Genomic DNA, 13306 nt, shown 5'->3' on the forward strand with positions numbered 1-13306 from the left:
GCACGATGCGCAGGTTCAAAATGTTACAGCGTCCTTTGCGCGCCTCAGAAAGACGCGCGGCGCTGTAACGGCGCATCAATTCAGAGAAACGATCCCATGGCATCGCGTGCGTACAGCATTCCCAATCTTCTGACCTACGGCCGCATCCTCGCCGTGCCGCTGATCGTTCTCTGCTTCTTCATCGAGGGCAGGCTGTCGATCAGCAACACGGCGCGCTGGGTGGCGCTGTGGATCTTCGTCATCGCTTCGCTCACCGATTTCCTCGACGGCTATCTCGCACGCATCTGGAACCAGACGTCGAATATCGGCCGCATGCTCGATCCGATCGCCGACAAGCTGCTGGTCGCCTCGATCCTGCTGCTGGTCGCGGCCGACCAGACGATTGCCGGCTGGTCGATCTGGGCGGCGATCACCATTCTTTGCCGCGAGATCCTGGTGTCGGGACTGCGCGAATATCTGGCGGCGCTGAAGGTCAGCGTACCGGTGACACGGATCGCCAAATGGAAGACGACGCTGCAGCTGGTCGCCATCGCCTTCCTCCTCGCCGGCCCGGCCGGTGACGAGATCTTCCCCTATACGACGCAGACCGGCATTGCGCTGCTGTGGATCGCCGCACTGCTGACCATCTATACTGGCTATGATTATTTCCGCGCCGGGCTGAAACATATCGTGGATGACGAGGAATGACGCGGCTTGTCTATTTCGCATGGGTGCGCGAGCGCATCGGCAAGGGAGAAGAGGAGATCGACCTCCCCTCCTCCGTCGTCACCGTCGCCGATCTTCTGAATCATTTGAAGACGCTCGGCGAAGAATATGAGACCGCACTTCAATATCCCGAGGTGATCCGCGTGGCGCTCGACATGGAGCATGTCGAGCATGACGAACCGATCGGCGCCGCACGGGAGATCGGGATATTTCCGCCGATGACGGGGGGATGAAGCGGTGATGGTGGTGTCGTGTCGATACCCCCCTCCGCCCTCTCCATACCTCCCGCTACGGCATCAAAACAGTCGGGGATGTTATCATGACCGTTACCCCCACCATCCGCGTTCAACACGAAGACTTCGACCTGCAGACCGAGGTCGATCTGCTCTCCAAAGATAAAGCCGGTATCGGCGCCGTCGTCACTTTTTCCGGTCTCTGCCGCGATGAAAGCGGTACGCTGGCGGCCCTCGAACTGGAGCATTATCCCGGCATGGCGGAGGCGGAGATACGGCGCATCGGCGATCTTGCCATAACGCGTTTCGGACTTCTCGGCCTGACCGCCATCCACCGCTACGGCAAGATCGCGGCCGGCGAGAATATCGTCCTGGTCGTCGCAGCCGCACCGCACCGGCAGGCGGCGTTCGACGGCGCCAATTTCGTCATGGATTTCCTGAAGACCGCCGCCCCCTTCTGGAAGAAGGAACATGGCAAGGATGGCGCTACGGGCAACTGGGTCGCGGCGAAAGACGCCGACGATACGGCGCGCGACAAGTGGAAATGATCAGAGCACGACGCGCTCCCTGCGGCTCATGACCAGGAGCAGGACAAGCAGCGAGAAGATGACGAGATCCCGCCAGACGAAGGGGCCGTAGGCGCCCCACAAGGTTTCGACGACGGCAAGCCCGGCAGCGCCACCGGCCGAGCGCAGCGGATCGGAGTAGCCGCCGACGGCAGCGATCAGCAGCACCTTCAGCCCGAACATCAGGCCGGCGCCAAAATCCATCGAGCCGTAATAGAAGGTGGCGAGGATGCCGCAGAGGGTGGCGACGAGGGCCGCGGCAGCATAGGCGCCGAGAAAGACGCGATCGGCGCTGGTGCCGCAGAGTTCGGCGGCCAAGGGATCGTCGGTGACGGCGCGCCAGACGCGGCCCCAGGCCGTGCGCCTGAGGATCAGCGCACCCACCGCGACGATGGCGCACATCAGCGCGCTGTCGATCAGCTGGATATAGGTGAGCGTCACCTTGAACAGGCCGTCGCTCCAGAAGACGACCGTGTCGTTCAGGAACGGCGGCAGCCAGATGCCGTGGCTATTGGCGGCAAGCCGGGCTGTCTCCATCAGCACGATCATCATGCCGAGGGCGGCGACGATGACCGTATTCGGCGATTTGCTGACCAGCGGCAGCATGATCGAGCGGCCGATCCAGAGGCCCGCCGCCAGCGAATAGACGATGGAAGCGCCGGCGCCGATGGCAAGAGCCGCCGGCAGCACCAGCCAGAACCTGACATAGGCGAGTTCGGTGAAGAGCAGCAGAATCTGGCCGGCGAAGGCAAAGATCGCCCCATAGGTGATGTCGGCCCGCTTCGTCACGCCGAAGGCCACGGCATAACCGAAGGCGAGCGCGGCATAGAGGGCAGCGAGCGGAACCGCATTCGCCAGCTGCTGCAGAAGATAGGCCATTCCAGACACTCCGCGTCCGCAAAATTATAACTGGTAAAACCTATTTTGCCAGTTATAATTTCAATATGAGCTTTTCCTGGACCCCTCACCGCTTTGCCGGCGGCGCACTGGCGCTCGATGTCGCCAACAGCGTCGTTCTGCGCCACGATGCTGCGCGGCGGATCGATCGCTTCGCAGTCAGCGATCAGATGCGGAGTTTTCCGCGCGCGGCCGCCGAATTCTGCGCCGAACGCGCCCTCTTCGGCGACATCGCGCCGGTGGCGGCGGAAAACGAGCCGGATTTCATCGCGCTGCGGGAAGAGATCGACCTCTATTTCCGCAAGCGTATACTCGATGGCGGCAACGACCAACTGCTGGCCGGGCTGTTGGAAGCCTTGGCGAAGACATTGCGCGACCCAAGCCCCGGCAGCCTGGCCTCGGCTACTGCCCATTCGGTGCTACGGCTGATCGCCATGCCGGATCCGGAGCGGATGAAGATCTGCGGAAATTGCGGCTGGCTGTTCATCGATCGCAGCAAGAACCGGAGCCGGGCCTGGTGCGACATGGCGGTCTGCGGCAACCGCGCCAAGGCCAATCGGCACTATCGCCGCAAGAAGGAGGAGACGCCATGAGGAATTATTGGATCGTGATGGCGGTCACTGTCGGGCTGCTGTCCGCCTGCCAGCGCCAGGCGGAAAATCTGGTCGAGGTCACCGGCCATCTCTTCGTCTTCAACTATCGGGTGGCGAGCGCCACCTATCTGCTGACGCTGAAGAAGACAGGACCCATTCCCGACGGTTCGGTGATCATCGCCGAATTCGAAAATCCTGAAGGTGGCGATCCGCTGGTACTGAATCAGAAGATCTACCCGATCGACGACAAGATCGCGCTGCAGAGCGAGAACCTGCACTGTGTGCGCAAGGACCGCCCCTATTCCGTGAGTGTCCGGCTGGTCGACAAGGACGGCAAGGTGCTGCAGGAATTGAAAACGCAGTTCCGTTCCGACCTCGACCAGACAGTGCTGCCGAGCAAACCGCTCGTTATCGGCGCGCTTTATGAAAAGAATCCTGAGGTCTTCAAGCCTGACGGCAGCGTCGATTTCTCCAATACCGATAAATGCCCGGCATAGAAACAAGGGCACATAGAAAAAGCCGGAGCAGAGCCCCCGGCTTTCAAGAGTCAATTCAAGGTGTTCGGCACGAATGCCGACGTCAGGCCTCAGCCGACGATTTCGGTGTCGGAGAACCAGTACTTGATTTCCTGGGCGGCCGTTTCCGGAGCATCCGAGCCGTGAACGGAGTTTTCGCCGATCGACAGGGCGTGAACCTTGCGGATCGTGCCTTCGTCAGCGTTTGCCGGGTTGGTCGCGCCCATGATCTCGCGGTTCTTGAGGATCGCGCCTTCGCCTTCCAGCACCTGGACGACGGTCGGGCCGGAGGTCATGCCTTCGACCAGTTCGCCGAAGAAGGGACGGTCCTTGTGAACGGCGTAGAAGCCTTCGGCTTCGCGACGGCTCATCCAGACGCGCTTGGAGGCGACGACGCGCAGACCGGCATCTTCGAGCATCTTGGTGATGGCGCCCGTCAGGTTGCGCTTGGTTGCATCCGGCTTGATCATCGAGAAGGTGCGTTCAATCGCCATAGTCAAATCCTCTGTTTTCTCGGGAAAAGTGGGCGGTCTTTACCCGCCCCAACGCCCGAAAACAAGGGGTCGGCGGCAATTTCACGCCGCTGTCACAGTCCTGCCGCGGCTTTGGTGAAGATCGAGGCAGCGTTCGAACCAGCCCATGACCGGATCGGCGGCGGCCAGCATGGCGAGACCGGCGGAGACACGCAGCCATTGCAGCGCGCCGAAGACGATATAGTCGGCAAACAGCGGCGTCTGCCCGCCGATGAAGGGCTGGAACTTCAGCATGTGGCGGAGCGGCTCCAGCTTGGCGCCGAAGGAAGCCTTCTCCGCTTCGCTATCGGCGGCAACCACTTCCAGCGGCTTGCCCAGCCTGACCTCACGGCTTTCGCGGAAATAGGCCTTGTCGCCCTCGTCGAGGTTCGCGTGGATATCGAGAAGGGCAATGCGCATGATCGCCGGATGGATGATCATCTGCGAATAGCCTTCGACCATGCGCGATAGCGCCTTGCCGCCCTCGCCGCCAAACAGCGACGGCCGCTCGGGATAGGCCTCCTCCAGATAGAGGGCGATGTCGAAACTGTCGGGGATCAGCCGGCCGTTGTCATCGAGCACCGGCACGGTCGGCGACACGCCGCCGCCGATCGCGCGGATGCGGGCGTAGGTCGTCGGAATCTCCTCGAAATCGAGCCCTTTATGCGCCAGCGCCATCACCGCCTTCCAGCAATGGGGAGAAAAGAAGCGCCGCTCGTCGGCACCGCAGAGGGAATAGAGGGCTCTGGTCATGACAGTCCTTTCGAGATCACGGCTGCATCCATTCCACGACAGAAAGCGCCGGCGATCAAATCAGGAAATTTCATGGGCATATCACTGCGATTTCGGGGAAACCGGGCTAGACTGCAGCGACCAATCCGGGAGGGAGTGAATGCTCAGACATTACAGGATGTTCGCCGCCTATAATCGCTGGGCCAACACGCAAGTCTACGCGGCCGCGGCCGAACTCAGCGATGCAGACTTCCGCAGCAATCGCGGCGCCTTCTTCGGCTCGCTCCATCGTACGCTCAATCATCTGCTCGTCGCCGACCGGATATGGATGAAGCGCTTCACCGGCACCGGCAATGCGCCGACGACACTCGATGCCGTGCTCTTCGAAGAGCTGGATGCGCTGGCCGCCGCCCGCAAAGCGGAGGATGAGCGGATCATTGCCTGGACGAGCATGCTGGACGAGAAAACCCTCGCCGGCGACTTCACTTATGTCACGGTGGTACAGCCGGTCGAGATCACCCAACCGCTGTCGGCAGCGGTCGCGCATTTCTTCAACCACCAGACCCATCATCGCGGCCAGTGCCATATGACGCTGACGGCACTCGGCAAGCCGAGTCTCACGCTGGATCTCATCTACTTCCTGCGCAACGAGGGCCGCGAGTGGATGTAAGATCCGATCCAAATTAAAAGCGAGGACATGATGTCATCCAAAACCGCTCGCACTTTCGGCATCATGCTCCGGCGATCAACACTGAATTAACCGCCTTTGCCGGTTCCGCCGCCGATCCATAGCTTTCCGATTGAAAATTCAGCCTCTTTTAAAAGCTTGCGGGCATAGCGGGATGTGAGAGATGTGGCCGGGCTGCGAGGGATCGTCATGCAGAATGCGAACGCAAACGCACTGGTGCCGCGCGAGACCGCGCGTCCGGCGCCGATGGCGGATATTCAGAAGATTGCCCAGCACATGGCGCGCCTCAACGTTGCCGCGCTGCCGCGCAACTATGAACTCTTCCATGAAGCGATCGTCGGGCTCAATGCCGGCCTTGCGCAGGATATCGCAGCACTCGGGCCGCAACCGCAGCAGCCGATGCTCGACGAACTCGGCCTGAAATACCGCCTCGTCGGCCATTGCGGACTGGCGGGGGAGACCTCACGCAACGAGGCGAGCCGGATGCTGCGCGAGGTGGCGGAAAGGCTTGCCGAAGGGCTGAAGCACAAGAACGCCTTTGCCCGCGCCTGCGGGACGATCCTGAAATCCGTTTCCGGCAACGACGACCAGAGCCTTGCCGCCTTCCTCGGCGAGATCGACTATCTCACCGCCTCGCTGACGACAGTGCTGTCGGCCGAGATGGAAATCGGCGTCAGGCTGCAGGATGACATCAGGGTGCTGGAAACGCTGGAACGCGGCATTTCGGCGATGCAATCGGCCACTGTGGCCGACAGGATCACCGGGCTTCCAAACCGCATCGCGCTGAACCGGACGATATCAGATCTCTACGCGCGCGAAGAGGGTGCCGCCGGCAGCGCGCTGATCATGGTCGATATCGACAATTTCAGCGATCTCAACGACAGATACGGGACCCAGGCGGGCAACAAGCTTCTGAAGAAGCTCGCCGGCCTCTTCCGCAAATGCGTCAAGAAGAACGATTTCATCGCCCGCACCGAGGCCGACGAATTCGCCCTGCTGTTTTCCCATGTCGGCATGCAGGATGCGATCACGATCGCCGAGCGCCTGCGCACCTCCGTCGAGGACAATCTCGTCTTCGCGACATCCGACAAGGCCGATCCCGGCCGGCTCACCATTTCGATCGGCGTGGCGCTCAGCACTGATGCGGCAACGCCCGGGCAGTTGCAGGCCAATGCCCGTGTGGCGCTTCTCGCCGCGCAGTCGAACCCCCGACAACCGGTGCAGGCTTTCGGCCGCTGAGGCGTACAAGTCTCTTGCGGCAGGCAAAGCACTCTTGCCTTGGCGAGCGCTTTCGGCCAAAACGCCGGCCATGATCACGCTCACCGACATTTCCGCCCGCATTGCAGGCCGCCTGCTTCTCGACAATGCCAGCATTTCGCTGCCTTCGGGCACGAAGGCAGGGCTGGTCGGGCGCAACGGCGCCGGCAAGTCCACGCTGTTTCGCGTCATTACCGGCGATCTCGGCTCGGAGACCGGATCGGTGTCGATCCCGAAGGCCGCACGCATCGGCCAGGTGGCGCAGGAGGCACCGGCGACCGAAGACGCGCTGATCGAGATCGTGCTTGCCGCCGACAAGGAACGCACGGCCCTGGTGACCGAGGCGGAGACGGCGACCGATCCGCACCGCATCGCCGAAATCCAGATGCGTCTCGTCGATATCGACGCGCATTCGGCCGAGGCGCGCGCAGCGAGCATTCTTGCCGGCCTCGGTTTCGACCAGGCGGCGCAGGCCCGCCCCGCCTCCTCCTTCTCCGGCGGCTGGCGCATGCGCGTCGCCCTTGCCGCCGTGCTGTTTTCCGAGCCGGATCTGCTGCTGCTCGACGAGCCGACCAACTATCTCGACCTCGAAGGCACGCTGTGGCTGGAAGATTATGTCCGCCGCTATCCGCACACCGTCATCATCATCAGCCACGATCGCGACCTCCTGAACAATGCGGTCAATGCGATCGTCCATCTCGACCAGAAGAAGCTGACCTTCTATCGCGGCGGCTACGACCAGTTCGAGCGGCAGAAGGCCGAAGCCGACGAGCTGCAGACCAAGGCGAAGGCCAAGAACGACGCGGCCCGCAAACATCTGCAGAGCTTCATCGATCGCTTCAAGGCCAAGGCTTCCAAGGCACGGCAGGCGCAATCGCGCGTCAAGGCGCTTGAGCGCATGGGAACGGTCGCCGCGGTGATCGAGGACCACGTCCAGCCGATCACCTTTCCCGAGCCGGAAAAGCAGCCGGCCTCGCCGATCGTCGCGATCCAGAGCGGCGCCGTCGGCTACGAGCCCGGCAATCCGATCCTGAAGAACCTCAATCTGCGCATCGACAATGACGACCGCATCGCCCTGCTCGGCTCGAACGGCAACGGCAAATCGACCTTTGCCAAATTCATCTCGGGGCGACTTGCACCCGAGAGCGGCGAGGTGAAGCTGGCGCCGAGCCTGAAGATCGGCTTCTTCGCGCAGCACCAACTCGACGACCTCATTCCCGAGCAGTCGCCGGTGGAACATGTGCGCCGGCTGATGCCCGGCGCGCCGGAGGCCAAGGTGCGCGCCCGCGTCGCCCAGATGGGGCTTGCGACCGAGAAGATGGCGACGGCCGCCAAGGATCTTTCCGGCGGCGAAAAAGCCCGGTTGCTGATGGGGCTTGCCGCCTTCCATGCGCCGAACCTGCTGATCCTCGACGAGCCGACCAACCACCTCGACATCGACAGCCGCCGCGCGCTGATCGAGGCGCTGAACGATTACGAAGGCGCCGTCATCCTGATCTCGCATGATCGCCATCTGATCGAGGCGACGGTCGACCGGCTGTGGCTGGTCAATGGCGGTACGGTGACGACCTTCGAAGGCGATATGGACGAGTATCGCGACCTGATCGTCACATCCGGTAAAAAAAAAGAAGAAAAGCCGCAGCTAACTGAAGAGGCGACGTCGAAGGCCGACCAGCGCAAGCTCAATGCCGAACGTCGCGCCTCGCTGACCCCACTCAAGAAAAAGATCAACGAAATCGAATCCTTGACGGCGAAACTGGAGAAACAGATTCAGGCGCTTGACGCGGAACTTGCAGATCCCGCCCTTTATGAAAAGACACCGGCCAAGGCCGCCGAGAAGGCAAAACAGCGCGGCGAAGCGGCGGCAAAACTGGCTGCCGCCGAGGAAGACTGGCTGATGCTTTCGGCCGAATACGAAGAAGCGATGGCGGGATAGCCACAGGCCTTAGAACAGGATGTCGTCCGAAAACCGCGCACACTTTTCGGCATCATGCTCTGGCGAAAGCGTGGCGAAGTGCCGCGCATCGGCACAATTCCCGCCTGCATCAACCGATCGTTAACCATAATTCGAAAGGTTGTCTCAACATTCGTTACCGATTTGTTGAGCCCTTTCCATGTACCGTTTTTTCGTTCTGTCCTGCATGGCCCTCACGGCCACTCTTTCTGCCTGCAGCACCACCAGACAATCCGCGCCGGACACATCGATCAAGACCTCCTCGGTGATCGCACCCGAGGAGCGGAAGCTTGCCTATACCGGCGACGCTGCGGCGCCGCGCATGACCGGCTGGCATCATCTGGCCGGGCGGACGCTGGAGGTTTCCTCGCTCGCCGATCTCAAGCTGCAGGACAAGGAAGTGATCCTGAGCTTCGACGACGGCCCGATCCCAGGCCGGACGGACAAGGTGCTGGCGATCCTCGATCAGTTCGGCGTCAAGGGCGCCTTCATGATGGTCGGCGAAATGGCCGAGATGCATCCGGCGCTCGCCCGCAAGGTCGCCGAGGACGGCAACACGATCGGCAGTCACACCTATGACCACGCCAATTTGAGTTCGCTGGATTTCGACGCGGCGATGGCCGAGGTGATCAAGGGCGAATTGGCGGTGACCAAGGCGACCGGCACGGATGTCTCCTTCTTCCGCTTCCCCTATCTAGCCGAGAGCCACAGGCTGCGCGCCGCGATCGCCATGCGCGAGATGGTGGTCATGGATGTCGACATCGACAGCAAGGACTATTTCAACACGACGCCGGTCTCCGTGACGCAGCGGACGATGGACCTGCTGCACAAGCGCGGCCGCGGCATCATCCTGATGCATGACATCCACAAACGCACGGCGACGATGCTGCCAACCTTGCTTTCGGAACTCGAAACCGAAGGCTACAAGGTCGTGACGCTGAAATTCAAGAAGACGCCGATGCCGAACAACGTCCTTGCCTCGGCCGATTTCGTGACGATCCGCTAAGGCGGGTTGCCAAGTCGGGATTAGCCGCAAGACGGCAGGAATTCGGCCGAGCAAAATCCGTTTTTTGATGCCATTACCGGGCGGGAAGGTTGCCGATCAGCAACCCTCTCGTGCACAAGATTTTTCAACGAACGCGCCTATTTCAGAAAATAAAATCTACAAAATCCATCACAATGATGATTTTCTCTGAGACAGAACGTTCCTTCTCTCTCATCGGTTCCCTATGCCTTTCAAAGCCGTCCAGTTGCCGATTCGCGCAGGAAAGCGATGCGGTCAGCGTCCTTTTCTATCAGCGCGGAGAAGCATGGCCAATATTGCGCGGGAAGCCGACGTCCATCTCATCACCAGCCTTTCGGCCTCACCTCGAAGTGGCGCACATCCACGCCATAGCAGTCGAGCCAAAGAGCGCTGCAATTGCTCGAGGACCTGAACCGGTCCCTCCACCTTCCCAAGACGGAGCTCAAACATGTCACGCAAATTTCTCCCGAAGGCGCTCCTCGCCATGTCGATTGCCTTGCTGGCGGCAACGCAGGCATCGGCGGATGCCACGCTCGACCGCATCAAAGCCCGCGGCACCCTTACCGTTGGCGTCATCCTCTCGGGGGCGCCCTTCGGCTATATCGATCCGACATCGCAAACGCAGAAGGGATACAATCTCGATATTGCAAAAGCGCTCGCGGACGATCTTGGCGTCAAGCTGGAAACAGTCACCGTCACGCCCCCGAACCGGGTGCAATTTCTCCAGCAGGGCAAGGTCGATATCCTGATTGCGAACATGCAATATACCGAGGACCGCGCCAAAGTTCTTGATTGGGTGGCGACGCCGTATGATCGCAGCGGCGGTGCTGCCGTCGGACGCAAGGACAGCGGCCTGAAGGACTGGGCAGATCTCAAGGGAAAGCCGGTCTGCGTTTCGCAAGGGTCGAACTTCACGCAGCCGCTCATCGAACAATACGGCGCCGAGGTAAAGGGCTTGCCGAGCCAGCCGGAATCGCTGCTGGCGCTGCAGGGCGGCAATTGTGTCGCCGCCGTCCATGTCGGCGCAACCGTCGGCCTTCTGCTGGAGGACCGGCCCGAGGAGTGGAAGGACTACACTATTCTCTTCCCGACCGAACTGCTCCCTTCCGACTCGGTGATCTGGGTGCGAAAAGGCGAAAAGGAGACGGCCGAGGCACTCGATAAGTCGATCCGGCAGCTCCATACGTCAGGAAAGCTCCTGGAATTTGCGAAGGCAAACCGGCTCCGCAATACCGACTATCTCGAACAAGAGCGCAAGACCCTGTCGGCTGGCAAGTAAGACAGGCTACACTGGCGGATCGACATGCAGGACACCAGCATGACCAGCCTGTTCGTCAACCTGACGAACAGGCTTGGCCTTAACTACGAGTTCCTGGCGACGGGGTACGAGGCTCAGATATGGCGTGATGGTTTCATCACCACGCTCTATCTGATTGCCCTCTTGATCCCCGTCAGCCTGATTGCCGGGCTGCTGTTTGCCGCCTGCCTGACATCCGGCAAGCCCTGGCTATCGACGCCGGTCCGCGCTTTCGTGGAAATTACCCGAAACACGCCGACGCTGGTACAGTTGATGTTCAGCTTCCTCGTTCTCAATACATTCGTATCGAACCTGGTCGGCGGGACGCAGAACAATCCGCTCACACCCTTCTTCTGGGTGGTGGCGGTGGTCGGACTGCACATCGCCGCCTTGCATGCCGAGGCGATCCGCGCAGGTATCGAGGCGGTGCCGTCGGCCACGGTGGAAGCGGCGCGCGGCATCGGCTTCAGCGCGCTGCAGATCCTGCGTTACGTCGAAGTTCCCCTGGCATTGAGGGCATCGCTGCCCGCGATCGTCAACAATCTCATCAATCTCGTGAAGTTGACGACGGTGGGCAATGCGATCGCAGTCAGCGAGATTACCTATGCCTCGATCATGGTCTGGACGCAGCGCGACAACGTGGTGTCACTGATGATCGTCATTCTGCTGTTCTTCAGCATCATCAACCTTGCCGTTGCCCGCATCGGCCTGTGGGTGGAGCGCAAGCTCGCCATTCCGGGGTATGGCCTATGACGACTGCGGTACTTTCCGAGCAGCGCAGGAATGGTCGCCTGCTGCGCAATATCGGCTTTACGGCACTCCCGCTTGTTATCGTCCTGTGGTCGCTGACCGACCTGACGCTGGGGCGCGAACTGGTGACGTGGCTTCCCTATCTCGGCTCGGGCTTCATGATGAACGTCATCATCAGCCTGTGCGCGATGACGCTTGGAACGACCGTCGGAGCCGTGTTCGGCATACTGGAACTGGTTCCCTTCAAGCTGGTGCGCTACCCGGTCGTGGCCTATGTGCAAGTCTTCCGCAATGCCCCGCATCTCGTGCTGATCTTCGCGACGACTTACATCTTTCCCTTCGAAATCGTGGTGGCCGGCAACTATCTGCCCTTCCCGGATTGGCTGAAGGCGGTGATCGGCCTTGCCATACCGGCCAGCGCCTATGTGGCCGAGATCACCCGCGGCGCCGTCCTTTCGATCCCGACCACGCAATGGGAAGCGGCAAAGGGGCTCGGTTTTTCGCGCGGCCAGGCCTTGCGCTGGATCATCCTGCCGCAATGCCTGCGGCGCTCGCTGCCGCCATGGATGAACATATTGGCCTCCATTACCATGGGCACGTCGCTCGCCTCGCTGGTTGGCGTGCACGAACTATTGCATGCCGCAACCGATGCCAGCACATCCGTGCGCCGCCTCGATTTCACGATCATCGCCTATATCGTGGTGATGGCCGCCTTCTTCACGCTTTGCTACCCGATCGCCCGCCTGACCCGACGCCTCGAGCGGCGTTTCAAGACGGCCTGAGGATTTGAATGATGAACGCAAAAACGGACGAAACGATCGTGCGACTGGAAGAAGTGCACCTGTCCTTCGGCCAGACGGAGGTGCTGAAGGGCATAGACCTCACCGTCAACAAGGGCAATGCGGTTTCCATTATCGGCCCGTCCGGTTCGGGAAAGTCGACGATCCTGCGCTGCATCAACGCATTGGTGGCGCCGCAGCGCGGCCGCATCACGGTCGACGGCACCCGCGTCGATCAACTGGCCAAGGAGAGCGAACGCATCGCGCTGCGCAAGCGTATCGGCATCGTCTTCCAGCAGTACAATCTCTTTCCCCACCTGAGCGTGCTGGACAATATCATGCTGGCCCCGACCCGCATCCTCGGCGTCGAACGGCGCGAAGCGGAAAAACTCGCACGCGAACTGCTCGACAAGGTCAGGCTTTCGGAAAAAGCCGGCGCCTATCCCGGCCAGCTTTCCGGTGGTCAGCAGCAGCGCGTCGCGATCGCCCGCGCGCTGGCGATGAAGCCGGAACTGGTGCTGTTCGACGAAGTCACCTCGGCGCTTGACCCCGAGACGGTGGGCGAAGTGCTGTGGGTGATCCGCGACCTCATCCGCGACGGCATGACTAGCATCCTCGTGACCCACGAAATGCGGTTCGCCGAGGAGATCAGCGACATCGTCGTCTTCACCGAGAACGGCCGCATCGTCGACCAAGGCTCGCCTGAACAGATTTTCCACACCTTCGACAATCCCCGTATCCGCCAATTCGTCGGCGGTCTCGCCGGAGGGCGCGGGCCAGTGCGCGAAGGCATCTAGGATTTTT

General features: G+C 61.2%; 16 protein-coding genes. 13 read left to right on the plus strand and 3 right to left on the minus strand.

Annotated features, from left to right (window positions below; translation table 11 throughout):
* Window positions 1-96 precede the first annotated feature (96 nt).
* From pgsA to EEQ99_RS14495, 3 genes are all read left to right on the plus strand, one after another.
* Window positions 97-687: a CDP-diacylglycerol--glycerol-3-phosphate 3-phosphatidyltransferase gene (gene pgsA / locus EEQ99_RS14485; protein WP_003574129.1), complete on the plus strand. Its 591-nt coding sequence runs from the start codon at window positions 97-99 to the stop codon at window positions 685-687.
* The gene (gene moaD, locus EEQ99_RS14490; protein WP_025570203.1) at window positions 684-938 is read left to right on the plus strand and encodes a molybdopterin converting factor subunit 1; all 255 of its coding nucleotides are present in this window, start codon (window positions 684-686) and stop codon (window positions 936-938) included. The genes pgsA and moaD overlap by 4 nt, the downstream gene beginning before the upstream one ends.
* An 86-nt stretch (window positions 939-1024) precedes the next feature.
* On the plus strand, window positions 1025-1486 hold the full coding sequence (locus EEQ99_RS14495; RefSeq protein ID WP_025570201.1) for a molybdenum cofactor biosynthesis protein MoaE: 462 nt from the start codon (window positions 1025-1027) through the stop codon (window positions 1484-1486).
* Here the strand turns inward: EEQ99_RS14495 and EEQ99_RS14500 are convergent, their stop codons facing one another.
* Window positions 1487-2383, minus strand: coding sequence for a branched-chain amino acid ABC transporter permease (locus tag EEQ99_RS14500; protein WP_025570200.1), 897 nt, complete (start codon window positions 2381-2383; stop codon window positions 1487-1489).
* Between the two features lie 65 nt (window positions 2384-2448).
* On the opposite strand from EEQ99_RS14500, the gene EEQ99_RS14505 reads away from it, so the two are divergent.
* On the plus strand, window positions 2449-2994 hold the full coding sequence (locus EEQ99_RS14505) for a CGNR zinc finger domain-containing protein (protein ID WP_127430656.1): 546 nt from the start codon (window positions 2449-2451) through the stop codon (window positions 2992-2994).
* Complete coding sequence (locus EEQ99_RS14510; RefSeq protein ID WP_048338664.1) at window positions 2991-3491, plus strand: hypothetical protein; 501 nt, start codon at window positions 2991-2993, stop codon at window positions 3489-3491. Before EEQ99_RS14505 ends, EEQ99_RS14510 begins: the two co-directional genes overlap by 4 nt.
* An 89-nt stretch (window positions 3492-3580) precedes the next feature.
* Here EEQ99_RS14510 and ndk read toward each other — a convergent pair whose 3' ends face one another.
* Entirely contained in the window at window positions 3581-4003 is a 423-nt protein-coding gene (gene ndk, locus EEQ99_RS14515; protein WP_004680549.1) for a nucleoside-diphosphate kinase, read from the minus strand.
* A gap of 81 nt (window positions 4004-4084) precedes the next feature.
* Entirely contained in the window at window positions 4085-4774 is a 690-nt protein-coding gene (locus tag EEQ99_RS14520) for a glutathione S-transferase family protein (protein ID WP_025570192.1), read from the minus strand.
* Between the two features lie 139 nt (window positions 4775-4913).
* Between EEQ99_RS14520 and EEQ99_RS14525 the strand changes: the two genes are divergently transcribed.
* The 8 genes from EEQ99_RS14525 to EEQ99_RS14560 all read left to right on the plus strand — a co-directional run bounded on the left by EEQ99_RS14525 (window position 4914) and on the right by EEQ99_RS14560 (window position 13299).
* Window positions 4914-5423 (plus strand): DinB family protein, encoded by a 510-nt coding sequence (locus EEQ99_RS14525; protein ID WP_127430657.1) that lies wholly within the window; start codon window positions 4914-4916, stop codon window positions 5421-5423.
* 207 nt (window positions 5424-5630) lie between these two features.
* The gene (locus EEQ99_RS14530) at window positions 5631-6680 is read left to right on the plus strand and encodes a GGDEF domain-containing protein (RefSeq protein ID WP_029875843.1); all 1050 of its coding nucleotides are present in this window, start codon (window positions 5631-5633) and stop codon (window positions 6678-6680) included.
* Window positions 6681-6750: 70 nt separating this feature from the next.
* Window positions 6751-8634, plus strand: a complete 1884-nt coding sequence (locus tag EEQ99_RS14535) for an ABC-F family ATP-binding cassette domain-containing protein (RefSeq protein WP_025570187.1) — start codon at window positions 6751-6753, stop codon at window positions 8632-8634.
* Between the two features lie 178 nt (window positions 8635-8812).
* Window positions 8813-9658: a polysaccharide deacetylase family protein gene (locus EEQ99_RS14540; protein ID WP_127430658.1), complete on the plus strand. Its 846-nt coding sequence runs from the start codon at window positions 8813-8815 to the stop codon at window positions 9656-9658.
* Window positions 9659-10124: 466 nt separating this feature from the next.
* Complete coding sequence (locus tag EEQ99_RS14545) at window positions 10125-10955, plus strand: transporter substrate-binding domain-containing protein (protein WP_047616335.1); 831 nt, start codon at window positions 10125-10127, stop codon at window positions 10953-10955.
* 24 nt (window positions 10956-10979) lie between these two features.
* Window positions 10980-11726 carry an amino acid ABC transporter permease gene (locus tag EEQ99_RS14550; protein ID WP_048338668.1) on the plus strand — a complete coding sequence of 249 codons (747 nt, stop codon included), beginning with the start codon at window positions 10980-10982 and terminating at the stop codon, window positions 11724-11726.
* The gene (locus tag EEQ99_RS14555; RefSeq protein WP_025570179.1) at window positions 11723-12505 is read left to right on the plus strand and encodes an amino acid ABC transporter permease; all 783 of its coding nucleotides are present in this window, start codon (window positions 11723-11725) and stop codon (window positions 12503-12505) included. The genes EEQ99_RS14550 and EEQ99_RS14555 overlap by 4 nt, the downstream gene beginning before the upstream one ends.
* Before the next feature lie 11 nt (window positions 12506-12516).
* Complete coding sequence (locus EEQ99_RS14560; protein WP_127430659.1) at window positions 12517-13299, plus strand: amino acid ABC transporter ATP-binding protein; 783 nt, start codon at window positions 12517-12519, stop codon at window positions 13297-13299.
* The last annotated feature ends 7 nt before the right edge of the window (window positions 13300-13306 follow it).

The organism is Rhizobium anhuiense (assembly GCF_003985145.1).
Taxonomy (GTDB): domain Bacteria; phylum Pseudomonadota; class Alphaproteobacteria; order Rhizobiales; family Rhizobiaceae; genus Rhizobium; species Rhizobium anhuiense.